At 73.5% G+C, this 22003-nt stretch carries 24 protein-coding genes; 7 read left to right on the top strand and 17 right to left on the bottom strand.

Going from position 1 to position 22003, the window contains the following annotated elements; all coding sequences use genetic code 11:
- Positions 1 to 70 precede the first annotated feature (70 nt).
- The gene (locus RAN62_RS12315) at positions 71 to 1441 is read left to right on the top strand and encodes an alpha/beta hydrolase (protein ID WP_305784705.1); all 1371 of its coding nucleotides are present in this window, start codon (positions 71 to 73) and stop codon (positions 1439 to 1441) included.
- 176 nt (positions 1442 to 1617) lie between these two features.
- Here the strand turns inward: RAN62_RS12315 and RAN62_RS12310 are convergent, their stop codons facing one another.
- From RAN62_RS12310 to RAN62_RS12255, 12 genes are all read right to left on the bottom strand, one after another.
- Complete coding sequence (locus RAN62_RS12310; protein WP_305784704.1) at positions 1618 to 3546, bottom strand: SpoIIE family protein phosphatase; 1929 nt, start codon at positions 3544 to 3546, stop codon at positions 1618 to 1620.
- Between the two features lie 160 nt (positions 3547 to 3706).
- On the bottom strand, positions 3707 to 4348 hold the full coding sequence (locus tag RAN62_RS12305) for a GTP cyclohydrolase II (RefSeq protein ID WP_305784703.1): 642 nt from the start codon (positions 4346 to 4348) through the stop codon (positions 3707 to 3709).
- A gap of 20 nt (positions 4349 to 4368) precedes the next feature.
- Entirely contained in the window at positions 4369 to 5058 is a 690-nt protein-coding gene (locus RAN62_RS12300) for a RibD family protein (protein WP_305784702.1), read from the bottom strand.
- 37 nt (positions 5059 to 5095) lie between these two features.
- A complete protein-coding gene (locus RAN62_RS12295) occupies positions 5096 to 6166 on the bottom strand; it encodes a lysylphosphatidylglycerol synthase transmembrane domain-containing protein (RefSeq protein ID WP_305784701.1) in 1071 nt (356 codons plus the stop codon).
- A 64-nt stretch (positions 6167 to 6230) separates the two neighbouring features.
- Positions 6231 to 7028 (bottom strand): class I SAM-dependent methyltransferase, encoded by a 798-nt coding sequence (locus tag RAN62_RS12290; protein WP_305784700.1) that lies wholly within the window; start codon positions 7026 to 7028, stop codon positions 6231 to 6233.
- A complete protein-coding gene (locus tag RAN62_RS12285) occupies positions 7025 to 8050 on the bottom strand; it encodes a glycosyltransferase family 4 protein (protein WP_305784699.1) in 1026 nt (341 codons plus the stop codon). Before RAN62_RS12285 ends, RAN62_RS12290 begins: the two co-directional genes overlap by 4 nt.
- Entirely contained in the window at positions 8047 to 8445 is a 399-nt protein-coding gene (locus tag RAN62_RS12280; RefSeq protein ID WP_305784698.1) for a 6-pyruvoyl trahydropterin synthase family protein, read from the bottom strand. The genes RAN62_RS12285 and RAN62_RS12280 overlap by 4 nt, the downstream gene beginning before the upstream one ends.
- The gene (locus tag RAN62_RS12275) at positions 8446 to 9429 is read right to left on the bottom strand and encodes a zinc-dependent alcohol dehydrogenase (protein ID WP_305784799.1); all 984 of its coding nucleotides are present in this window, start codon (positions 9427 to 9429) and stop codon (positions 8446 to 8448) included.
- A gap of 62 nt (positions 9430 to 9491) precedes the next feature.
- On the bottom strand, positions 9492 to 10265 hold the full coding sequence (locus RAN62_RS12270) for an FkbM family methyltransferase (RefSeq protein ID WP_305784697.1): 774 nt from the start codon (positions 10263 to 10265) through the stop codon (positions 9492 to 9494).
- Positions 10262 to 11005 carry a CDP-alcohol phosphatidyltransferase family protein gene (locus tag RAN62_RS12265; protein ID WP_305784696.1) on the bottom strand — a complete coding sequence of 248 codons (744 nt, stop codon included), beginning with the start codon at positions 11003 to 11005 and terminating at the stop codon, positions 10262 to 10264. Before RAN62_RS12265 ends, RAN62_RS12270 begins: the two co-directional genes overlap by 4 nt.
- Before the next feature lie 142 nt (positions 11006 to 11147).
- Positions 11148 to 12029, bottom strand: a complete 882-nt coding sequence (locus RAN62_RS12260; RefSeq protein ID WP_305784695.1) for an ABC transporter substrate-binding protein — start codon at positions 12027 to 12029, stop codon at positions 11148 to 11150.
- Between the two features lie 14 nt (positions 12030 to 12043).
- Positions 12044 to 12652, bottom strand: coding sequence for an Rv1352/Rv1906c domain-containing protein (locus RAN62_RS12255; protein ID WP_305784694.1), 609 nt, complete (start codon positions 12650 to 12652; stop codon positions 12044 to 12046).
- Positions 12653 to 12830: 178 nt separating this feature from the next.
- Between RAN62_RS12255 and RAN62_RS12250 the strand changes: the two genes are divergently transcribed.
- Complete coding sequence (locus RAN62_RS12250; RefSeq protein ID WP_305784693.1) at positions 12831 to 13217, top strand: hypothetical protein; 387 nt, start codon at positions 12831 to 12833, stop codon at positions 13215 to 13217.
- Here RAN62_RS12250 and RAN62_RS12245 read toward each other — a convergent pair.
- From RAN62_RS12245 to RAN62_RS12235, 3 genes are all read right to left on the bottom strand, one after another.
- Positions 13166 to 13528, bottom strand: coding sequence for a hypothetical protein (locus RAN62_RS12245; RefSeq protein ID WP_305784692.1), 363 nt, complete (start codon positions 13526 to 13528; stop codon positions 13166 to 13168). The genes RAN62_RS12250 and RAN62_RS12245 overlap by 52 nt on opposite strands.
- A 75-nt stretch (positions 13529 to 13603) precedes the next feature.
- Positions 13604 to 14368 (bottom strand): alpha/beta hydrolase, encoded by a 765-nt coding sequence (locus RAN62_RS12240; protein WP_305784691.1) that lies wholly within the window; start codon positions 14366 to 14368, stop codon positions 13604 to 13606.
- A gap of 53 nt (positions 14369 to 14421) precedes the next feature.
- Positions 14422 to 14691 carry a hypothetical protein gene (locus RAN62_RS12235; protein WP_305784690.1) on the bottom strand — a complete coding sequence of 90 codons (270 nt, stop codon included), beginning with the start codon at positions 14689 to 14691 and terminating at the stop codon, positions 14422 to 14424.
- A gap of 147 nt (positions 14692 to 14838) precedes the next feature.
- Here RAN62_RS12235 and RAN62_RS12230 point away from each other — a divergent pair, with 147 nt between their 5' ends.
- From RAN62_RS12230 to htpG, 3 genes are read left to right on the top strand one after another with little or no spacing between them, the layout of a single operon-like run.
- Positions 14839 to 15774 carry an MFS transporter gene (locus RAN62_RS12230; RefSeq protein WP_305784689.1) on the top strand — a complete coding sequence of 312 codons (936 nt, stop codon included), beginning with the start codon at positions 14839 to 14841 and terminating at the stop codon, positions 15772 to 15774.
- A 53-nt stretch (positions 15775 to 15827) separates the two neighbouring features.
- The gene (locus RAN62_RS12225) at positions 15828 to 16538 is read left to right on the top strand and encodes a hypothetical protein (protein ID WP_305784688.1); all 711 of its coding nucleotides are present in this window, start codon (positions 15828 to 15830) and stop codon (positions 16536 to 16538) included.
- Between the two features lie 54 nt (positions 16539 to 16592).
- Positions 16593 to 18443: a molecular chaperone HtpG gene (gene htpG / locus RAN62_RS12220; RefSeq protein WP_305784687.1), complete on the top strand. Its 1851-nt coding sequence runs from the start codon at positions 16593 to 16595 to the stop codon at positions 18441 to 18443.
- Here htpG and RAN62_RS12215 read toward each other — a convergent pair.
- The gene (locus RAN62_RS12215) at positions 18440 to 18892 is read right to left on the bottom strand and encodes an EVE domain-containing protein (RefSeq protein ID WP_305784686.1); all 453 of its coding nucleotides are present in this window, start codon (positions 18890 to 18892) and stop codon (positions 18440 to 18442) included. The two genes, htpG and RAN62_RS12215, sit on opposite strands and share 4 nt — an antisense overlap.
- A gap of 63 nt (positions 18893 to 18955) precedes the next feature.
- On the opposite strand from RAN62_RS12215, the gene RAN62_RS12210 reads away from it, so the two are divergent.
- Both RAN62_RS12210 and RAN62_RS12205 read left to right on the top strand, forming a co-directional pair.
- A complete protein-coding gene (locus tag RAN62_RS12210; RefSeq protein WP_438874492.1) occupies positions 18956 to 19969 on the top strand; it encodes an NADP-dependent oxidoreductase in 1014 nt (337 codons plus the stop codon).
- Between the two features lie 293 nt (positions 19970 to 20262).
- A complete protein-coding gene (locus RAN62_RS12205; RefSeq protein ID WP_305784684.1) occupies positions 20263 to 20973 on the top strand; it encodes an SDR family oxidoreductase in 711 nt (236 codons plus the stop codon).
- Between the two features lie 23 nt (positions 20974 to 20996).
- On the opposite strand, the gene RAN62_RS12200 is transcribed toward RAN62_RS12205, so the two are convergent.
- Positions 20997 to 21956 (bottom strand): AraC family transcriptional regulator, encoded by a 960-nt coding sequence (locus tag RAN62_RS12200; RefSeq protein WP_305784683.1) that lies wholly within the window; start codon positions 21954 to 21956, stop codon positions 20997 to 20999.
- Positions 21957 to 22003 lie beyond the last annotated feature (47 nt).

Genomic DNA, 22003 nt, shown 5'->3' with positions numbered 1-22003 from the left:
CGACCCCTAGGGGATGCGCTCCGTAGTGTTCCCGATTTCTTTGCGCGCGGTGTGAGGGAAGCATCACGGCATGGTTATTCTTCGATCCGCCCTCGCGGCGGCGGTGACGGCTGCCGTGGTTGTGGCGCCGCTCCCGGCGCAGGCCGCCCCGGCCACACCGCAGTGGAAACCCTGTGCCGGCACCGACATCGGCACCGAGTGCGCCACCCTCACCCTGCCCGTCGACTGGGACCACCCGGACGGGCCCACGTTCGGCTTCGCGATCGCGCGCCACCGGGCCGACCCGGCGGCGCGGGAAGGCACGCTGGTCTTCGGGCCGGGCGGCCCCGGCGACTCGGGCGTCTCCCGGCTGACGACCGCGAAGAACATCGACCGGTTCAGCCCCGAGCTGCTGCGCCGTTTCGACATCGTCAGCTTCGACCCGCGCGGCGTCGGCGGCAGCCAGGTCATGCCGTGCCCCACCGGCGTCTCCCCGGTCGTGACCAGCCAGGCCGAGTTCACCGCGCTGCGCGACGCCAACCGCGCCGCGTGGGCGGACTGCCGCGACACGTACGGCGAGCTGTGGGACCACGCCGACACCGCCGGCACCGTACGGGACCTCGACGCCCTGCGCGCCGCCCTCGGCGAGTCGCGGCTGACCTTCCACGGGAGCTCGTACGGCACGCTGCTCGGTGAGCAGTACGCCGAGCGCTACCCGGGCCGGGTCCGCGCGATGGTGCTGGAGAGCGCGGTCGACCACATCCACGACGCGCAGGGCTTCCTGAGTACGCAGACCTGGGCGCTGCAGGACTCGTTCGACGCGTTCGCCACGTGGTGCGCCGGGGCGGAGGTCTGCGCATTGCACGGACGGGACGTGCACGCGGTCTGGGCCGGGCTCAACGCGCGCGCCGACCGGGGTGAGCTGCAGGGCTGGTCGGTGTGGGACCTGACGATCAACGCGCACGTGCGGCTCTACGGCCCCACGTACGAGGACCTGGCCACCACCATCGACAACCTGGACCGGGGCCTGGCGGCGGACAAGCGCGGCGCCCCGCCGATGGTGACGCCGGTGATGTGCGCGGACTGGGCGCTGCCGGTGCGCGACTTCGCCGAGTACGACCGGATGCTGCGCGCCTCCCGTACCCGTGACTTCCGCTACTCCGGCGGGGTGTTCGCCATCAGCTCGTGCCTGGGCTGGGACCTGCCCGTGGCGAATCCGCAGCACCGCCTGGACGTGCACACGCGCACCCCGATCCTGCAGCTCGGCGCGCGTCACGACCCGGCTGTCGGCTGGAACTGGACCCGGTCGGTGGCGCGCCAGCTCGGCCGGTCCGGCGTGCTGCTCGCGTACGCGGGGGCGGGTCACGGCACGTACAAGCGCGCGTGCGTCGCGGCCGCCGTGGACGCGTACCTGCTCGACCTGACCCTCCCGCCGCGCGGAACCGTCTGTCCCGCCGAATAGGGCGGAACCGTCTGCCCGCCGAGTAGACCAGCCGTGCCGTCGCGTCCCGGAGGGGGAGAGACGCGGCGGCGCGGCGTGGCAAAGCGACGATCAGCGGAGAGAGACGCGGCGGCGCGGCGTGGCAGAGCGACGATCAACGGGGAGAGACGCGGCGGCGCGGTGGGGCAAGGCGGCTTTCAGCGGGGGAGAGGCGCGGCGGCGCGGTGCGGCAGCGCGACCAGGGCGAGCACCTGCTGCGCCGGGCTGCCGTCGGCGGCGACCAGGTCGAGGGTCGTGCCCTGCTTGCGGTGCTGCTCGGCCACGTGGTGCAGGGCCGAGACGCCCGCGCTGGCCAGGTGGGTGACGGCGGAGAGGTCGACGGTCAGGGGCAGGTTGCCGCCGCGGCCCCGGCGCAGCAGCTCCTGGCGCAGGTGCGCGGCGTCGGCGGCGTCGATCGCGCCGGCCACGGCAAGGCTGTCCGGGCCCGTCTCGGTCACGGTCAAGGACTCCGCGGGTACGGCGGGCGGGGCGGGTGCGGCCGTCGCCGGCGTGTGCACCGGGCGGCACAGCGCGTGGCGGACGGTCGCGACGGTGCCGGCGGGGCCCGGTGTCATGGTGAGGTCGTCGACGAGCTGCGAGGTGAGGGCCAGGCCCCGCCCGCGGATCGACCGGCGGGCGGGCTCGCGCCACGTACCGTGATCGGTGATCTCGGCGTCGATCTCGCCCGCCGGGGTGAGCCGGGCCCGCAGGTGCACGTCGGCCCGGCCCAGCTCGCCGTCGAAGGCGTGCTCGACGGCGTTCGTGAGCAGCTCGCCCAGGGCGTGCTGGAGGGTGAACGCGTCGTCGTCCGTGGCGCCGGCCCGGGCCAGCCAGTCGGCGAGGGCCAGCCGGGCGGCGCGCAGGGACGTCAGCTCCGCGGGCAGGGTCAGGGCCAGGTCGGCGATCGGCTCGGAGCGCTGCGCGGCGAGGAGCGTGATGTCGTCACGGTGGCCTGTGGCGCGTACGAGAAGCTCGACGCTCTGGCCGCACACCCGCTCGGCGGGAGTGTCCCCGGGGGTGTGCAGCGCCTTGCCCGCCGCCGCGGTCGCCGCCACCCGGGCCAGCTCGGCGCGGCTGTCGTCGAGGCCGACGCCCGGGCGCTCCAGGATCCCGTCCGTGTAGAGCAGCAGCATGTCACCCGGTTCGAGCCGCGCCGGGCGCAGCGCGAACTCCCCAGTCGCCGGGCCGGTGCCCAGCGGCCCCGCGCCGGTGGGCTCCAGATAATCGGCCCTGCCACCGGCCGCCAGCAGCAGCGGCGGGGGATGGCCCGCGGTGCAGTAGCGTACGTCGCCGCCCGGCTCCAGCACGGCGACGCACACCGTGGCGGCGTGGGCCGGGCCGATCCGGCGGGCCAGGCGGTCGGCGGCGCGCAACGCCTCGGCGGGATCGGCGCCGCTGTCGAGCCGGTCGCACAGGACGGCCCGCAGCTGGCCCATGACGCCGGCGGCGGTGACCCCGTGGCCCACGACGTCGCCGACGACCAGGGCCACGGTCCCGTCCGCGCGGGCCACCACGTCGAACCAGTCCCCGCCGGCGGCCTGGGCGCTGTTGGCGAGCAGGTAACTGGCCGCGACCTGCACGCCGGGCAGCACGGGTACGCCCGACGGCAGCAACTCCCGCTGCAGGGCGACCACCACGTCGCGGGTCTGCTCGTAGCGTTCCCGCATCCGGTCGGCCTGGCTCTCGGCCGCCTTCCGCGCCTGGACGATGGCGGTCACGTCGAAACCGGCGCCGATCACCCCGCGGATCGTCCCGTCGCCGTCGCGCCACGGGGTGATGGAGAAGTTGGCGTAGAGCTCGTGGATGCCCCCGGGCACGGTCAGCGTGGCCCGCCACTCGGCGCCGGTGACGGGTGTGCCGGTGCGGTAGACGCCCGAGTACATGTCGATCCACTGCTGCCCCGCGACGTCGGCGAACGCCTCGGCCAGGGTCCGGCCCACAGTCTCGCGGCCGGGGACCATGGCCCGGGTGGCGGCGTTCACATAGGCCAGGCGCAGGTCCGGACCCTCGCACAGGATGACGATGAACGGCACCTGCTCGGTGGCCGAGGCCACCAGCTCCGCGGCGGTCGGCTGATCCTCGTCCATGACACCCGGCTTCCGTCGACGTCTCCGGCCATCATCGTGCCCGACGCCGGGCGCCGCACCTGTCACCGGGCGGGTCCACCCGCGCGAGGCCGGCGAGCGGGGCGGCCGGCCCGGGAAAGAAACCCCGGCGACCGGCGCGTGGATGGCGGGGTGGGCCCGCTCAGAGGCCGGGGATGTCGAGCGTGTGCGACGTGTGTGTCGCCTTCGTCGCGAGGTAGCGCAGGTTGGCCGGCGACACGTGGACGCCGGTCGGGATGCGTTCCTTGACCTCGACGCCGTACGCCTGGAGCTGGGCCGCCTTGTCCGGGTTGTTGCTCAGCAGCCGGATCCGCTCCGCGCCGAGCGCCAGCAGCATCTGCGCCGCCACGCCGTAGTCGCGCTCGTCCTCGCCGCGGCCCAGCGCCCGATTGGCCGCATAGGTGTCGAGGCCGGCCTCCTGCAGGGCGTAGGCGTCGAGCTTCGCGTAAAGGCCGATGCCGCGCCCCTCCTGACGCAGGTAGAGCAGCAGGCCACCCGCGTCGGTGATGCGCTCGGCGGCCTCGCGCAGCTGGGGACCGCAGTCGCAGCGCTGGCTGCCGAAGACGTCGCCGGTCAGGCACTCGCTGTGCGGGCGGACCAGCGGCGCGCCGTCGGCGACGGCCTGCTCCCAGGCGCCGAGCCCGAGGGCCAGGTGCTCGCGGCCGTCGGCCAGCCCGGTGAAGGTGAAGACCCGGGCCGTGGTCGCATAGCCGTCGGCGAAGCGCAGCGGGACCGTGACCCTCGTCCGGATCGAGGCCGCCGCCATGCCCGGTGTGTCCGACATCCGTCCCCCATGAGTGGTAGTCAAGCCGTGAACCGGTCGGAGAGCGCGTAACGCAGCAGCACGACGTCGCCGATCGGGCGCGCCTCGGCCAGCGTCGCGCGGTGCTGCGGCCCCCACGGGAAGCGGCCGTCGCCGACGAAGCGCGGCGCCGCCGAGTCGCCGACGAAGAACGGGGCGACGACCAGCTGCAGCTCGTCGGCGAGGCCGGCGGTCAGGAACTGGGTGTGCATCGTGCCGCCGCCCTCGACCATGAGCCGCCGGACGCCGCGGCCGGCGAGGTCGGCGCCGACCCGGACGAGATCGAGGGGGTCGCCGCCGTCGATCACCGTGGCCGCCGCGCCCAGCCGGACCCGCGCCTCGCCCAGCGCGGGCGTCGCGCAGTAGACCAGCTTCTCCGTGTCGCCGAGGGTGAAGAAGCGGGCGCCGGGGTCGAGGTCGCACGAGCCGGTGACCGTGACCTTGACCGGGTCGGGGCGCTCGCCGCGCGCGACCCGCTCCTTGCGCCGGGTCTCATCGCGGATCAGCAGGCGCGGGTTGTCCTTGCGGACCGTGCCCGCGCCGACCAGGATCGCGTCGCACGAGGCGCGCACCTCGTCGACCCGGTCGAAGTCGGCGTCGTTGGACAGCAGCAGCCGCTCGTCGCCCGCGCTGTCGAGATAACCGTCCAGGGACATGCCACAGCTGAGCAGCACGTACGGGCGGTTGGTCACCTGCTCAACATAATCGCCCGCACGAGTGACGGCACGTTCATGCACCGCTGCCGACCAGCTCCCGCACCGGCCGCGAGGCCGGAATCAGCCGGTGATCAGGCACGACGACCGGGATCAGGGGCAGCAGCGTGACGGTCGACACCACCACCGGCTCCGGCGCCCGGGCCGCCGCCCGCGCCCGCAGGCCGGCCCAGGCGCGGACCGCGATGACGGCCAGGCCGGGCACGGCGGCCACGAAGGCGAACACCCCGTAGATCACCGCGATCGTCAGCCCCTGCGCCGCGCTCAGCCCCGCCGCCCCGAACGCCCAGGCGGTGACGGCCTCGCGCGGGCCCCAGCCGCCGATGTTGACGGGCAGGCCCATGGCGAGCAGCGCCAGCAGCATCAGCGGCGCCAGGCGCAGCATCGACGCCTCCGAGCCGGCGGCGCGGGCGGCGACCACGAACGTGGCGAGGTGCCCGGCCAGCACGACCGTCGACGCGAGCACGATGCCGGGCCAGTTGCGGCGGGCGAGCAGCCCCGTGCGTACCTCGGACAGCGCGGTCCGGATCGCCCGGGCCTTGCGCGACGCCCCGCGCCGCAGCCGCCCGGCCGCGAGCACCGCCAGGGCCGCGACCAGCGCGAGGGCCCCGGCCGCGAGGGCGACCCAGTGCCCGTGCTCGCGCAAGGCCGACAACACCGGCGACGGTACGGTCAGCAGCACCGTGAGGCCGACGGTGACCAGCACGATCTGGCCCGCCGTGCGCTCGAGCACCACGGCCCGCACACTGCGCGCCACGTCGCCCTCCTCGCGGCCGTGCTGCACCGCGCGGTCCACGTCCCCGAGCACGCCGCCGGGCAGGGCCGCGTTGATGAAGAGCGCCTTGTAGTAGTCGGCGACCGCCGTCCGGAGCTCCAGGCGCAGGCCCAGGCCCCGGGCGACGAGACACCAGCGCCAGGCGCTGAGGACCGTGGTGGCGACGCCGATCGCGAACGCGGCGCCGAGCGTGGTCGCGTCGATCATGCGCAGCCCGTCGACGAAGGCGCCCGTGCCGACGCGCCAGATCAGCACGCCGAGGATCGCCACTCCGCCGAGCAGCCGGGCCCACGCCCCGATCGATCGCTTCATGCGTTTCGCCCCTCCGGTTTCCGCCGTGTCTGCATCACTACACGTCCGGCAGGGGGCTCATGGTTCACCCGATCTGCGCGTAAAGATCTTGGTGGCCGACCGTCACCCGCAGCTCGCCCGCCCCGGCCGCCGCCGACCGGGCCGCCAGATAGCCGTCCAGCTGCAGCTCAGGGCGCTGTTCGGCGGCCGCGGCGACCCAGCCTTTCAGCCATTCGAGGATCAGCGGCGCCTGCTCGGGGCCCAGCCGCCACGGGGTCTCGCGGGTCGTCACGCTCGCCCCGGCCTGAGCGAACGCCTGCGCGGCGGCGCCCACGGCTTCCGGGCCCAGCAGCCAGCGGTCACCCGTACGGCGGCGCTGGTGGTCGTTGAACGCGGCGGTCACCTGCTCGTCGAGCGGGTGCGGCGGGTCGAACGTCACCTCGCCGGCCACGGTCAGCGTGAAGAGCGCCGGCACCCCGGCGGCCACGACTGTCTCGGCCAGCGCGGTCATCTCGTCGGCCGTGAACAGGTCGAGCAGCGCCGAACAGGTGACCAGGCTCACCCCGGCGAGGTCGTCGGCCGTGAGCGCGGCGACGTCCAGCTCGACCGTCTCGGCGGTCACGGGGCTGCCGTCCGCCGCGGTGGCGGGGACGTGCGCGGCGGCGTACTCCAGCAGTGCGGGGTCCCGGTCCTGCAGGATCCACCGCTGCGGGCCGGGCAGCAGCGGCGCCAGCCACCGGGCCATCGACCCCGCGCCGCAGCCCAGGTCGCGGATCACCAGCTCGCCCTCGGCCTTGACCAGGCCGGCCAGGTCGGCCGCGCGCGCCGCCGCGTCGGCGGGCTCGCGCAGGAGCAGCCAGTCGGTGCTGAATTCGCCAGTCATGGGAGTACCTCGCTCAGTCGTCTCGTCGTCTCGTCCCAGCCGCGCAGGGTGCCGCGGCGGGCCAGCGCCGCGGACCGCCATCCGGCCCGCAGCCCGGGGTCGGTCAGCCAGCGCCGCAGGGCACCGGCCAGGGCCGGCACATCACCCGGCGGCAGCAGAGCGCCCGGCACCCGGCCGTCCGGGGCCGAGCCGAGCGCTTCCGGTACGCCCGCCACGCGCGTGCCCAGCACAGGCACGCCCCGTGCGAGCGCCTCGGTCACGACCATCCCGTACGTCTCCGCCCGCGACGGCAGCACGAGCAGGTCCGCACTCGCGTAGGCCGCGTCCAGCGCCGCCCCCGTCAGCGGGCCCGGGAACTCCACCCGGTCACTGACGGACCGCACCCGGGTCACATAGTGGCGGTCCTGGTCCAGCGATCCTACGCAGCGTAACTGCCACGGGAGGTCATCGACCAGGCTCAGTGCCTCGACCAGGACGTCCTGCGCCTTCCTGAGGGTGACGGCGGCGACGCAGAGCAACCGGTTGCCCGTCTCGGACATCTCGGCCACGCCGGCCCCGTCCACGCCCGGGGGAGCCACGAAGACCCGGGGCAGATCGTGGAGTTGCTCGATGCGCTGGGCCGCGCCCTCGCTCGTGGCGACGACGGTGGTCGCGCTCTCCAGGGCCCGGCGCTCGCCGATCGTCAGCGCCGGATCCGCCCCGGGCTCGTCGCCCAGCGGCAGGTGGACGAGCACGACGAGGTGGAGCCGGCCGCGCTGTGCTTCCATAACCCCCGGGGCGGCGCAGGCCACCAGCCCGTCGAGCAGCACCGTGGCCCCGTCGGGGAGCGCTCTCAGGGCTCCGGCCAGCCGTTCCACGTCTTTGTCATCAGGCACCGGCCAGGATCCGCTCGCCAGGATCTCGCGCACCTCACGCTGCGCGGACAGTCCCGCCAGGACCCGCCGGTCGTACGTGTTTCCGCCGCTCGGCGCCGCCGGGTCGTCGATCCCACCCGGCAGCACCGCGTACAGCGTCGAGGTCACAGATCCCGCTCGTAGCTCGCCCACGCGACGTGTGACTCGTGCAACGTCACGGCGATCCCGGTGAGCCCGCTCGCGCCCGGGCCGAGCCCGCCGCCGGTCGCCTGCGCCGCGAGGCGGTCCGCGATGACCTTGGCGAGGAACTCCGTCGACGTGTTGATGCCCGCGAAGTCCGGATCGTCGTCGAGGTTGCGGTAGCTGAGTCCCTTGCAGATCGCGCCGAGCTCCTGCAGTGCGAGGCCGATGTCCACCACGATGTTGTCGGCGTCCAGCTCGGGGCGCTTGAAGGTGGCGTCCACGACGAAGGTGGCGCCGTGCAGCTGCTGCGCCGGGCCGAACACCTCCCCGCGGAAGCTGTGCGCGATCATGATGTGGTCACGGACCGTGACGCTGAACATCTACTCTCCTGCCTTGTCGTCGTACGTGATCAGGTGGCACAGGGCCGGCAGCTCGCCGGACGTCAGCTTCGGCATGACCTCGGGCAGCGCGGCGAAGGCCGACTCACCGGTCAGCAGCGCGTCGAAGACGGGGTCGGCCAGCAGGTCCAGCGCCGTGGCCAGCCGATCGGCGTAGGTGCGCCGTCCGCGCCGGGCCGGGGCGATCCCGCCGACCTGACTGCTCTTGACCACGAGCCGCCGCGAGTGGAAGAACTCCCCGAGCGGCACGGTCACCTCGCGGTCGCCGTACCAGCTGAGCTCGACGACGGTGCCCTCCGGGGCGAGCAGCTCGAGTGAGCGGGTGAGCCCGGCCGCGGTGGCGCTGGCGTGGATCACCAGGTCGCAGTCGCCGGCGGCATCGGACGGCAGCGCGAAGTCGACGCCCAGGGCGGCGGCCAGCGAGGCCCGCTCCGGGTTCGCGTCGACCAGCTGCACGCGGGCGCCCGGGAACTTCGACAGGATCGCGGCCACGCTGGCCCCGACCATCCCGGCGCCCACCACCGCGATCCGGTCGCCGATCAGGGGCGCGGCGTCCCACAAACCGTTGAGGGCGGTCTCGACGGTCCCGGCCAGGACGGCCCGCGCGGGCGGCACCTGGTCCGGAACCACGGTCACCGCGCTCGCCGGCACCACGAACCGCGTCTGGTGGGGGAAGAGCGAGAAGACCGTACGCCCGGCGAGCGCGCCCTGCTCGACCACGCCGACGTTCAGGTAGCCGTACTTGACCGGCGCCGGGAAGTCGCCCTCCTGGAAGGGCGCCCGCATGACCTCGTGCTGGCTCTCCGGCACGCCGCCCCGGAAGACCAGCGTCTCCGTGCCCCGGCTGACGCCCGAGTGGAGCGTACGGACCAGGACGTCGTCCGGGCCGGGATCGGGCAGGGTGACCGGGCGGATCTCCCCGCGCCCGGGCTCGGCCAGCCAGAATGCCTCGGCCTTCATCGAAATGTTCCTCCCCGCAAGACGGCGCCGAAGAAAACCATACGCGGCGCGATCTTGGTCGCGGCCGGTCAGGCCGGGCGGCAGTAGACGTCGCCGGAGTTGGCCTCGTGCGGCAGCCCCGCGATGTGCTGGGCCATCGCCCCGGCGGTGATCCACTCACCGAACTCGAGGGCCATGCTGTCGCCCAGCGCGACGTTGAAGCGCTCGAAGCCCAGGGCGCCGGCCCGGTCGAGGCAGCGCTGCGCCACGTCCCGCCCGATCGTCGTGAACTCGAAGGACAACGCCGGCACAGCCGTGCTGAGCCCGCTGAGCACGGCGTCCTCGAACCCCTCCACGTCGATCTTCACGAAGGCGGGGGTGCCGTGCGCGGCGATCAGCGCGTCGAGGGTGACGACGGGCACCTCGATCCGGTCGTCCCAGACCTGCTCCCGCCAGCCGGACGCGCCGTCGGCCGAGCGCACGAAGTCGGCCGAGGCGGTCGACACGGTCGGGTTGGCCGAGTTGACGAAGAAGTCCGCCGTGCCCGGCCGCTCGCCGCAGATCGCCTCGACCACGGTCACGTCCGGGTCGCCGGCATAGATCTCGCGCAGCGCGCGCACGCACAGCGGCTGGGGCTCGACCGCCACCACCCGCGCGCCGAGCCGGCGGAAGCTGCCCACCCGGTCGCCGACGTGGGCGCCGACGTCGACGACGAGATCGCCCGGCCGCACCCAGGCCGCATAGAGCCGGTCCAGCGCGGCGTCGTGCTCCGCGTTGCCGTAGTAGTAGCGCAACGAGCGGTGGATGGCGGACGCGCGGGGATCGGCCGCCAGCCCCTCGACGGCGGTACGGTCGAAGGTCATGCGGAACGGTAACCCGGCACGAGCTCCGGGGCCGCCGTCCGCCGCAGGTGCCGGACGTCGACGCCGAACGACCAGATCAGCGAGACGATCGACACGGCCACGAGCGCCTGCGCCACAGTGGTCGGCAGCAGACCCGTGCTCGCCACGACCAGCACCGCACCCTGCGACGCCGCGACGACCTTGCGCGACATCCGGTACGGGAGCGACCCGCGCAGCCACGGCAACGCCCACGCGGCCACGACGAACGCGTAGCGGAAGAGCCCGATCGCCACGGCCCACCAGCCGATCATCGACGCGAGGTAGACGCTCAGCACCACGGCGAGCACCGAGTCGGACTCCATGTCGAAGCGGGCGCCGAAGCGGGAGGTGGTGCCCGTACGCCGGGCGACCTGCCCGTCCACGCCGTCCAGCGCGAGCGACGTCGCCGCCAGCGCGATCAGCACGGCGTGGTGGGGCGCGCCGGCCAGCGACTCGGCCAGCAGCGCCGTCACGCCGCCGGTCAGGATCAGCCGGCCGTAGGTGACGGTGTCCGCGGGTCCCCAGCGGTGGAACTCGGGCCGGCCCAGCGCCCGGGACAACAGCACCCAGGTCGCCGTCACGAAGACCGCCGAGGTGATCCATCCGGCCGCGCCGAACCCCAGCTGCAGGCCCAGCCCGCCGAGCAGGCCGGCCTGGGCGAGGGTGCCCGGTACAGGGGGATGAATGCGTACTGCGACCTCTCGCCTGACGACGATCGTCAACGTTCCTCCAACATCCGGGCTCACCGGACGGCCAGGTCTCGGCCGCCGCTTGCTACCAATACGGTTCCCGGGCGCGAACAGTTCAGTCATGATCGCGCGACGACCCGGCCGGGCCGGGCCACGACCTCAGGGGGAGACGGGCTCAGGCGACGCGGCGGGCGGCGCCGGACGGGGCCGCGACGGCGTCCGGGTGCAGGATGGCGGCGATCGCCTCGACGCCGTCCACGAGGCGGGGGCCCGGGCGGACGACGAGGGAATCGCCGTCGAGGGCCCAGACCTGGGCGCCCGGGAAGTGCGGGACGACCCGTTCGGCCTGGGCCGCGGCGCCGTCGAGGTGGAAGCCGCACGGGGTGACCAGCACGACCTGCGGGTCCGGCGCGGCCAGGGCGGCCCAGGTGGTCTCGGCGGAGCGCTCGCCCGGGCGGGCCGCCACGGGGTCGCCGCCCGCGGCCGTGATCAGGTCGGGCACCCAGTGCCCGGCGCCGAAGGGCGGGTCGACCCACTCGACGACGGTGACGCGCGGACGGGGGCGGCCGGCCACGGCGGCGGCGACGCGGTCCAGGCGCGCCCGCAGAGCGGCGACCAGGGCCACCCCACGTTCCGGTACGCCGGCCCGCGCGGCCACCTCGGCGACGGTCGCCAGCACCTCGTCCAGCGTGTACGGGTCCAGCGACAGCACGTCGGCGCGGCAGCCCAGGTGGTCGAGGGCGTCCGTGACGTGGCCGGAGGGCAGGGCGCACACGCGGCACAGGTCCTGGGTGAGGATCAGGTCCGGGGCCAGGTCACGGAGGGCGCCGGCGCGGAGCGTGTAGAGGTCGTCGCCGGCGGCCAGCTGCTGTTTCACGTACTCGTCGATGGCCGCGGGGGTCATGCCGCGGGTGTCGCGGCCGCCCACCACCACCGTCTTCTCCGCCCGGGCGCGGGGCGGCTCGTCGCACTCGAAGGTGACGCCGACGAGCTGGTCACCGAGGCCGAGGGCGTAGACGATCTCCGTGGCGGAGGGCAGCAGCGAGACGAGACGCATGCCCCCAGGATGGCTCAGGCCGGGATCCAGTTGCCGCAGCCCTGGCTGGTGAAGGTCGCGTCGCCGGCCTTGATGGTGACGGTCACCTTGGCCGCCGAGGCGATCGTGTCGCCGCCCAGGAGCTCGCCGGCGGCGTCGCGGCGCTCCCAGAAGCACTCGAGGACCTTCTTGCCGCTCAGGTTCGCGGTGGTCACGTACTTTCCGGGCTGGACGTCCGCGCCGACCTGGAGCGTGCCCTCGCCGAAGCCGGCCAGGGCGACCTTCCAGTCGGCGGCGAAGCGGGGGCAGTCCTTGATGCGGTTCTGGTCGATCTGGAAGTCGTCCTGGATCATCATGTCGAGCAGGGCGCCCCGGCTGTTGGCGCGCGCGGCGTAGAGACCGTCGCAGGTGTCGTCGGCGACGTCGGCGCAGTCCTTGCCGCACGGCTTCCAGGCGCCGGCGGCCTGGGCCTTGGTCGACCGGGGGGTGGCGGTGGCCTCGGGCGCCGCCGCGGCCTCGGCGGTCGCCGCCGCGGAGGTCGGCGCGGCCTCCGGATCACCCCAGATCGGGTTGCCGTGGCTGCACCCCGCGAGGGCGGCGGCGAAGAGGGTGGCGGTGATCAGGCTGGCGGCGCGACGACGCATGGTTGGAAACAGCTCCCGGTCGAACGTGAAGGGCGCGCACGAGTCTGGCGCTTCCGGCCGGATCTGTCGAGCGGGGACAGTGGTACGCAAGTGCGGAAAAGTTCCCGGAGTCGCCCGAAGCGGGTTGTTCCGCGTGGACTTCCCGCCGGTGGGGGCGTGATCGTGGCAGGCTCGGCGCGTGCCGTTGCCCGATCTGGACACCTACAGCCCGCACCGCACCGTGCTCAACGCCACTTTCGAGGGGGTGGCGGTGCCAGGGCTGCGGGCCGAGTTCTTCCACCGCACCGAGGGGGATCGCGTCGCGTCGGCGGGACGGTACTCCCTCGGCGGGCGGGACCTGCTCCTCGCCTGGGGCTGGACCGACGAGGAGCACTGTGCGTTCTCCGCCGTGCGGGACCCGGCGGGGTTCTGGCACCCGGAGACGCCGGGCTGCCCGGCGGTGCGGATCCTGCGGGCCGGGCCGGACGACACGGTGACCGGCCTGGCCGTACGTACCCCCGCGGGCGAGTGGCTCTACGAGTCGATGCGGGCCGGGGCCGGCGCGGGCGCGCGGCGCACCACGTAGAGCGAGGCGCCGGTCAGGCCCAGCGCCAGGGCGAACAGGGCCAGGTGCAGGCCGGGGTGCACGATCGGCACGAAGCCGATGATGGCCACGGGGATCTGCACGACCGCGACCAGGCCGGCGAGCAGCCAGCGGCGGGAACCGCGCCACAGCAGCGCGGTCCAGACCGGCGCCGAGGCGACGGCCAGGGTCAGGCCGTCCAGCACGGCGTGCAGGGTGGCATTGTGGACGTTGTTGTGGGCGAAGGCCTGCGCGGGGGCGGCAACCCCGAGCGCGGCGACGACGAGGGCGGCGACGACAGCGGCACGACGCATTGGTGATCCTCCAAGCGTTATGGAACCGTTGCACTGTGTAATGACGGTACCTGCCCCATGCGGCCTCCGCCGGATTCATTCGCGTGCCACCAGATCGAGCAGCGCGGGCAGGCACCGGCTCCAGTAGGCGAAGTTGTGCCGGCCCGGCCCGTAGGTCCCGGCCGCCTTGGGCTGCGGCAACACCGTCTCGAACGTGCGCGCCGTGTCGATCAGGCTGTCGTCGGTGCCGCACCACAGGCCGACCGGAACGCCCCGCAGTGCAGCCGCGCGAGTGAACACCGGACCGCCTTCGGTGATGGCGGGGGAGAGGGCGCCGACGCAGCGCACGAAGCCCGGGAACGTCTCGGCGAGCAGCAACGCTCCGGCGCCGCCCATCGACCAGCCGAAGGCGGCGAACGAGGTCGTCACGAAGCCGCGCTCGGCGCACCACTCCGGCAACTCCTCGTGCACCATCCGCTGCGGGTCGTCGCCGGCCCATGGCATCCAGCCCTGGCGGCCGCCATTGGCTCCGGCCAGGACGAGGGGCGGGTTGCCGCGGCGTACGGATTCGGTCAGGAAGCGGGCCAGGCCGAGCGCGGGGAAGTCGGCCGCCGTCTTCGACCGGCCGTGCAGGACCAGGCACACCGGCAGGCCGCGGCCGTCACCGTGACCGGCGGGCACGGCCGTCCAGAAATCGACCGTACGGCCGCGGGCGCGCGATTCGCGCGGCTCCAGCTGCTCGTCGCCGGCCGGGGCGTCCGGGATCACCGGCTCCTGGGCCGGCCGTAGCCGGGAGTAGGTGGTGGCGGCCGTCAGGGTCAGTGCCGCCCCGGCGCCCGCCAGGAGAGTCCGACGCTTCATGACAGCTGACCATAAACGGACAGAGGCGGCGATCCGGGCGCCGCGCCGAGACGTCAGCAGCCGGGGCCGGCGGCGACACCCTTACTGATCCGGTACGCCGAGATGTCGCCCTTCACGTAGGACCGGAGCTGCGAGATCCGCGCCGGGGCGGTGCCGTGCTCGGCCACGTACGCGACGATCGCGGCGTCCACCGTGCGGCACGTGGCGGCGCTCGCCACCGTCTCGGCCCGGGCCGTCAGCGCGTCCGTGTTCAACGCAGCGTAAGAAACACCGGCAATACTTACTGTCACTGCTGCCGCCACGGCAGCCTCGCTCAAGGTCACGCAGCCACTCTAAGTGGCATTACCGTGAGTAGTGATTACCTGGTCAGGTCGGGAAGATCACCCAAAAGTCTTACCGAACGTAGTTTTGGCGCCGGAGTGAGCGCCGACACTGCGCGGCCCCGGGGCGCCGGGATAGCGTGACGTTCCGTGGCTGTGGCGACCTTCACCTCCGTACGCCGGGCCGCGCGCCGCTGGCTGCCCCTCGCGCTCGTCTTCCTGGCGGTCGGGCTCTCGACCGCGATGGCGTCGCCGTTCCTGGCTCTCTTCCTCGACGACGCCGTGCACGCCGACCCGCTCCACGCCGCCGTCTTCCTGGCCGCGGCGCCGGTGTCGGTGGTGATCGTCTCGACGGTCGTCGGCCGGATCTCCGACCGGCTGCCCAGTCGCCGCCGCGTGCTCGTGATCACGGCCGCGGCGGGCTGCCTGGCGACCGCCGTCACCGCGCTGACGCGCGACTACTGGGCGCTCCTGGCGGTCACCGTCACGATCACCGCGCTGGCCGGGGCGATGATGCCGCAGTCGTTCGCGTACGCCCGGGAGGCGCTCGCCGGCTCGGACCGCGTCGCCTTCACGATGAGCGCCCTGCGCACGCTCTTCTCGGTCGCGTGGGTCGCCGGGCCGCCGCTGGCCGCCGTGCTGCTCGAGACCGGCGGCTTCATCCTGGTGTACGGCTTCGCGTCGCTCATGTACGCCGCCGCCCTGGTCGTGGCCCTCGGCCTGCCGGACGCCCCGGAGCTCGCCGCCACCCGGCCCGCCCCGGGCGCCGGCGTGGACGTGCCGCGCCTGCTGCTGGCGGCGACGCTCGTGGTGTTCGTGCTGACCCGGTGCGCCGGCGCCCTGTCGGTCCAGGCGCTGTCGCTGGTCGTGAGCCGCGAGCTGGGCGGCGGTGTCGGGGAGGCGGGACTGCTGCTCGGGCTGTGCGCCGGGCTGGAGATTCCGCTCATGCTCGGGTTCGGGTGGCTGGCGACGCGGGTGCCCGTACGCGTGCTGCTCATGGTAGTGACGGCGTGCGGGGCCGGGCTGTGCGCCGTCGCGCTCGTGCTGCTCGCGGTGGTCCGCGCGCCACGCCGGGAGGCAACCTAGGCCATTTGCGTACAGAGTCCGCTTCGTGCCTGTATGACGGTTTCATGGGAGAGTTGACAAGACGCGACAAGCAGGTCATCGGCGGCAGCGTGGCGGTGCTCGTGGCGGCGGGCGCGGGGGCGCTCGTGCTCGGCGACGGCGGCAGTGGCGGCGGGGCGGCCCGGCACGAGGCGGCCGGGCTGGGGCATCGGCCGGTGGTCGCCGACGCGCAGCTGGGCCCGGCGCGGGAGCCCGACGCGGCGCTGAACAATGTGCCGGTCCGGCGGCAGCCCGCCCCGGCTCCCGGCGCGCCGTCGATCATGCCGGACACCATTGACCCGTTCACGCCCGATGCCGTGGACCCGTCGACGATCTGGACATTGACTCCGGCCGGGCCGGTGCGCTCGACGACGCGGCCCGCTCGCACCAAGGCGGCTCCGGCCGTACCGGTGATCCGCACCACGACCCCCACAACGCCGCCGGTGCTGGCGCCCCCTGTGCCGACGCCGGTCTTCACCCCGCCGCCGACGCCTGTCTTCACGCCCCCTCCGCCGGTCTTCGAGCCGCCGACGCCGGACGCCGAGCCCACATGGGACGAGCCCGCGCCGGACGAGGAGCCCACGTGGGAGGAGCCGGAGCCCGTCGAGACCGACGACTGGGAGGAGCCGGCCGAGGAGGAGGAGCCGCGGTTCTTCCCGTGGGAGTCCGGCGAGGGCGGCCTGCCCGACGCGGACACCTTCGACTGGGACACGCGGCGCCTGGACGGGATCGACGACTTCGACTGACTCCGTCCTGGATACCATCGGCGCGGGAAGCACTCGTACTCACGGAGGGATGACATGAGCACCGAGACGCTGGAGTTCCAGGCCGAGGCGCGCCAGCTCCTGCAGCTGATGGTCCACTCGATCTACTCGAACAAGGACATCTTCCTGCGCGAGCTGATCTCCAACGCCTCCGACGCCCTGGACAAGCTGCGCCTCGCCGCCCTCACCGACGACGCCCTGACGGCCGACGACCTGCACATCGCGATCGAGGCGGACAAGGACGCCCGGACGATCACGGTGCGCGACAACGGCATCGGCATGTCCCGGGACGAGGTCGTGGCGCTGATCGGCACGATCGCCAAGTCCGGCACCGCGGAGCTGCTGCGCAAGCTCAAGGAGACCAAGGACTCCTCGGCCGGCGAGCTGATCGGCCAGTTCGGCGTCGGTTTCTACTCGACGTTCATGGTGGGCGACAAGGTCACCCTGGTCACGCGCAAGGCCGGCGAGGACACGGGTACGCGCTGGGAGTCGGCCGGCGAGGGCACGTTCACCATCGAGGAGGTCGCGGACGCGGCGCCCGGCACGGCGGTGACCGTCCACCTGCGCCCGGCCGACGAGGAGGACGCGCTCTACGACTACACCGACGAGTGGAAGATCAAGGGGATCGTCAAGCGGTACTCCGACTTCATCTCGTTCCCGATCCGCCTGGTCAAGACCGACGGTGACCCCGAGGTCCTCAACTCCATGAAGGCCCTCTGGGCGCGGCCGCGCTCCGAGGTCAAGGACGAGGAGTACCACGAGTTCTACCGGCACATCAGCCACGACTGGACCGACCCGCTGGAGATCATCCAGATGCGGGCGGAGGGCACCTTCGAGTACGAGGCCCTGCTCTTCCTCCCGGCCCGGGCCCCGCACGACCTCTTCCAGCGGGACGGCCGCCGCGGCATCCAGCTCTACGTCAAGCGCGTCTTCATCATGGACGACAGCCAGGAGCTGATGCCCGACTACCTGCGCTTCGTCAAGGGTGTCGTCGACGCGGCCGACCTGTCGCTCAACATCTCCCGCGAGATCCTGCAGCAGGACCGGCAGATCCAGCTGATCCGCAAGCGCCTGGCCAAAAAGGTCCTCAGCACGATCAAGGACCTGCAGACCAAGGAGCCGGAGAAGTACGCGACCCTGTGGCGCGAGTTCGGCCGGGCCATCAAGGAGGGTCTGCTCAACCCGGCCGAGGACCAGAAGGCCATCCTCGACGTCTCGTCCTTCGCCACCACGCACGGCGCGGAGCCCACCACCCTCGCCGACTACGTGTCGCGGATGAAGGAGGGCCAGGAGGAGATCTACTTCATGACCGGCGAGAGCCGGGCGCAGGTGGAGAACTCCCCGCACATGGAGGCCTTCCAGGCCCAGGGCTACGAGGTCCTGCTGCTCACCGATCCGGTCGACGAGATCTGGGTCGAGGCGGTGCCGGACTACGACGGCAAGAAGCTGCAGTCCATCGCCCGGGGCAACGTCGACCTCCCCGCCGACGAGAAGCCGTCGGAGGAGAAGACGGGCGAGTTCGCGCCGCTGCTCACCTGGCTCGGCGAGACGCTCGACGAGGTCAAGGAGGTCCGCCTCACCGGCCGCCTCTCCACCTCGCCGGCCCTGCTGGTCAGCGACGGCGACGACATGACGCCGACGCTCGAGAAGATGTACAAGGCCATGGGGCAGGACGTGCCCGCGGTCAAGCGCGTCCTCGAGCTCAACCCGGCGCACCCGCTGGTGGTGGCGCTGCGCGACGCGCACGAGCGGGACGCCGCCGACGCGTCGCTGCCGGAGACGGCCGAGCTGCTCTACGGCACCGCCCTGCTGGCCGAGGGCGGCGACCTGGCCGACCCGGCCCGCTTCGCGAAGCTGCTGGCCGACCGGCTGGCCCGTACCGTCTAGTTGCGCTTCACCGCGGTTCGCAACGCCTCCCGCACGGCGGTGGCACCCGCTGCCACCGCCGCCGCGGCCCCGCGGACCGTGGCGGCCACGGGTCCCTGCGGCGGGATCCGTTCCTCGATCGCCTCCCACGCGGGCTGGTCGACCGGGAGCGGGTTCCCGCCGCCGGGCGCCCGCAGCACCTGGGCGCCCGCGAAGCGCTCGTCGGCCTTCAGCGTCTCCCGGCCGATCACCGGGAACACCCGGTCGAGCGTCACGTCGATCGCCGTGTGGTCCCCGGCCTTGCCGCTCACGACGCCCGCCGCCACGACCCCGCCGCCCCGGCCGCTGCGCCACACCACCACGCCGTCGCCCGGCTCGACCCGCTCGCGGTGCCGCCGGATCGGCCACGCCGCCGTCCCGGGCGTGACCCGCTCGTCCTTGGAGTTCGTCTGCAGCAGCCAGTGCGCCATGATCGTGATTGTGGCCGCGCCGGCCGGACGCGCGGACGGCAATGCGCGAATGACCACCCTAGGGTGGGCGGGGTGACGACGAGCCTCGAGATTCACCTCGCCTCCCGTCCGCACGGCGCGCCCGTCGCGGAGAACTTCGCCCTCGTGGAGACCCCGCTGCCCGATCCGGGCCCGGGGCAGCTGCTCGTCCGCAACGACCTGCTCAGCGTCGACCCGTACATGCGGGGCCGAATGAACGACGCCAAGTCCTACGTCGCGCCCTACGAGGTCGGCCAGGCGCTGGAGGGCGGCGCTGTCGGCGAGGTCCTCGCCTCGTCCGCCCCGGGGTTCGCGCCGGGCGACCACGTGCTGCACGGGCTGGGCTGGCGCTCCCACGCGCTGGTCACCGCCACGTCGGCGGCGAAGATCGACCCGGCTGTCGCGCCGCTCGGGGCGTACCTGGGAGTGCTGGGCATGACCGGCCTGACCGCGTACGCGGGCCTGCTGCGCACCGCCGAGTTCCGCGAGGGCGACGCGGTGTGGGTGTCGAGCGCGGCGGGCGCGGTCGGTCAGGTGGTGGTGCAGCTGGCCCGCCTGCGCGGCGCTTCGCGCGTGATCGGCAGTGCGGGCTCGCCGGAGAAGGTCGACTGGCTGCGCGACGAGCTGGGCGTCGACGCGGCCTTCGACCATCACGACGGCCGGGTGCGCGACCTGCTCAAGGCGGCCGCCCCGGACGGCATCGACGTCTACTTCGACAACGTCGGCGGCGACCACCTGGAGGCGGCGATCAGCGCCCTGAAGGTGCACGGCCGGGTCTGCGTCTGCGGCATGATCAGCGTCTACAACGCCACCGGGCCGGTGCCCGCGCCCCGCAACCTGAGCCAGCTGATCGGCAAACGCCTGACCGTCCGCGGCATGCTGGTCCGCGACCACCAGGACCTGCGTGACCAGTTCCTGGCCGAGGTGGGCCCGTTGGTCGCCGACGGTCGTCTGCGCTATCAGGAAACAGTGCACGACGGCATCGCGAACACCGCCGACGTCTTCATGGCGATGCTGCGCGGCGAGGCCGGGCCGGGCAAGATCCTGGTCCGGGTCTGAGGCTCATCCGGCGGCCGGGCCGGTCGTGCGGAGCCAGAGGTCGCGGTGGCCGGCCAGAAGGACGCGGCCGTCATGCAGGGTCGTCGACAGCCGCCCATTCCCGTGTCATCCCGGCAGCGCAATGGGACCCCGCTCGCCCGCCGCCGGGCAGCGACCGTCCTGAATGGCCACCCGCGGCGGGCGTTCGGAAAACAGAGGCAGACGGTCACGGTCCTGAGGCTTTCGGCCACCCGCGCGTCCCGGCCGCGTTCCTACGATCGACCGGAAAGACGGCCCATCGGACAGGGAGCATCATGCACATACAGGGATCCACGGCGCTGGTCACCGGCGCCGGTCGTGACCTCGGGCGCCTCTTCGCCGAGCACCTGCTGCGGCGCGGGGCGGCGAAGGTGTACGCGGCCGCGCGCCGCGCCGAGCTCGTCGATCTGCCCGGCGTCGTGCCGCTGCGCCTGGACGTCACCGACCCGGCGTCGGTGGCCGCCGCCGCTGAGGCCGCCGGCGACGTGACCTTGCTGATCAACAATGCGGGCGTCTCGCTGGGGCAGAACCTGATCGACGGCGACCTGGACCAGATCCGGACGGTCGTCGAGACGCATCTCTTCGGCACCCTCGCCATGGTCCGCGCGTTCGCGCCGGTGCTCGGCGCCAACGGTGGCGGCGCCATCCTCAACGTGCTGTCGAACCTGTCCTGGATGAGCTTCGACGGCAACAACTCGTACGCGGTGGCCAAGGCCGCGCAGTGGAGCCTGACCAACGGGATCCGGCTCGAGCTGGAGAAGCAGCGGACCCTCGTGTCCGGGCTGGTCTTCGGGCCGACGAGAACCGAGACCATGAAGGCGTTCAACCCGGCGGCCGTGATGAACGACCCGGCCGACATCGTCGGCGCCGCGCTCGACGGCATCGAGGCCGGCCGGATCGAGATCGTGGCGGACGACTACGGCGCGGCGGCCAAGGCCGCGCTGACCGGCGAGCCGCGCGGTTTCGTGATGGCGACCAGCGGCTGAGGCCGGCTCGCGGTCCCGGGTGGCTACTCCGCGATCCGGGACACGGCGCGGTAGTGCAGCGGCGACTGCCCGCGGGCCCGCTGGAACGCCCGGCGGAAGGCGTGCGACGAACCGTAGCCGACGGTTCCGGCGACGACGTCGATCGGGTCGTCGGTGTCGCGAAGACGGACGGCGGCCACGTCCATCCGCCACGACGTCAGGTAGGCCCCCGGGGACATCCCGAGCGCGGCGGGGAAACGGCGGCTCAGGGTGGCCCGCGACACCCGGACCGCCGAGGCGAGATCGGCCGTCGTCCACGGGTACGCGGGACGCCGGTGCATGAGGGCGAGGGCGTCGCGGACCACCGGGTCGGTCACCGTGGTCAGCCAGGGCGACGTGGCGGGACCGGAGCCGACGGCGCCCACCGCCCGGACGAACTGCACGAGCAGCAGGTCGACGAGGCTGTTGACCGCGGCGGTGACACCGATCTCGGGATGCGAGAGCTCGTCGCACAGCAGACCGATCGTCGCGTCCAGTTTGCGGCTGCGGGCCGCCTCGACGTGCAGGACGGCTCCCGGCATCGACACCGGCGTCTGGCTCACCGCGGGGTCGAGGTCGTAGTGCACGGTGATCAACCGCGCCGACACCGGTCCGGAACCGAGCCGCACCACGCCGCCCCGGTCCCGGGCCCGGGCGGCGGCCGCGACATCGCAGGACCCCATCCGTACGCCCTCGCCGCTGGACAGCCCGTGGACCGTGTCCGGCGGCAACAGCACCGCGTCGCCCGCCCGGAGCTGCCGGATCGGCTCGTGCGGGACCTGCAGCCACACGGTCCCGGCCACGATGAGGTGCATCGCCGCGCCGGGGCAGGTGTCGATCCAGAGACCCCAGTCGCCGCCCGCGTCGGTCCGGGTCCCGACCGACCCGTGCGCACCGAAGAGACGTACGGGCTCGGCCAGCGGGTCGGACAGCCGCCGCGTGGCCGGTGCGGGCGCGTTGCTCATGATCAACGCAGCGCCGGCCGCGCTCCGGCGTATTCCCGGCCTCGCCT

The organism is Symbioplanes lichenis (assembly GCF_030709675.1).
GTDB classification, from domain to species: Bacteria; Actinomycetota; Actinomycetes; order Mycobacteriales; family Micromonosporaceae; genus Actinoplanes; species Actinoplanes lichenis.
The sequence above is the reverse complement of the archived record's forward strand: the minus strand, read 5'-3'. Positions and strand labels throughout refer to the sequence as shown.

Bases quoted from the DNA above. Each gene is read 5' to 3' on its own strand.
- RAN62_RS12315 (WP_305784705.1), top strand. From the start codon at position 71: ATGGTTATTCTTCGATCCGCCCTCGCGGCGGCGGTGACGGCTGCCGTG.
- RAN62_RS12310 (WP_305784704.1), bottom strand. From the start codon at position 3,546: ATGGACGAGGATCAGCCGACCGCCGCGGAGCTGGTGGCCTCGGCCACC.
- RAN62_RS12305 (WP_305784703.1), bottom strand. From the start codon at position 4,348: ATGTCGGACACACCGGGCATGGCGGCGGCCTCGATCCGGACGAGGGTC.
- RAN62_RS12295 (WP_305784701.1), bottom strand. From the start codon at position 6,166: ATGAAGCGATCGATCGGGGCGTGGGCCCGGCTGCTCGGCGGAGTGGCG.
- RAN62_RS12290 (WP_305784700.1), bottom strand. From the start codon at position 7,028: ATGACTGGCGAATTCAGCACCGACTGGCTGCTCCTGCGCGAGCCCGCC.
- RAN62_RS12280 (WP_305784698.1), bottom strand. From the start codon at position 8,445: ATGTTCAGCGTCACGGTCCGTGACCACATCATGATCGCGCACAGCTTC.
- RAN62_RS12270 (WP_305784697.1), bottom strand. From the start codon at position 10,265: ATGACCTTCGACCGTACCGCCGTCGAGGGGCTGGCGGCCGATCCCCGC.
- RAN62_RS12260 (WP_305784695.1), bottom strand. From the start codon at position 12,029: ATGCGTCTCGTCTCGCTGCTGCCCTCCGCCACGGAGATCGTCTACGCC.
- RAN62_RS12255 (WP_305784694.1), bottom strand. From the start codon at position 12,652: ATGCGTCGTCGCGCCGCCAGCCTGATCACCGCCACCCTCTTCGCCGCC.
- RAN62_RS12245 (WP_305784692.1), bottom strand. From the start codon at position 13,528: ATGCGTCGTGCCGCTGTCGTCGCCGCCCTCGTCGTCGCCGCGCTCGGG.
- RAN62_RS12240 (WP_305784691.1), bottom strand. From the start codon at position 14,368: ATGAAGCGTCGGACTCTCCTGGCGGGCGCCGGGGCGGCACTGACCCTG.
- htpG (WP_305784687.1), top strand. From the start codon at position 16,593: ATGAGCACCGAGACGCTGGAGTTCCAGGCCGAGGCGCGCCAGCTCCTG.
- RAN62_RS12215 (WP_305784686.1), bottom strand. From the start codon at position 18,892: ATGGCGCACTGGCTGCTGCAGACGAACTCCAAGGACGAGCGGGTCACG.
- RAN62_RS12205 (WP_305784684.1), top strand. From the start codon at position 20,263: ATGCACATACAGGGATCCACGGCGCTGGTCACCGGCGCCGGTCGTGAC.
- RAN62_RS12200 (WP_305784683.1), bottom strand. From the start codon at position 21,956: ATGAGCAACGCGCCCGCACCGGCCACGCGGCGGCTGTCCGACCCGCTG.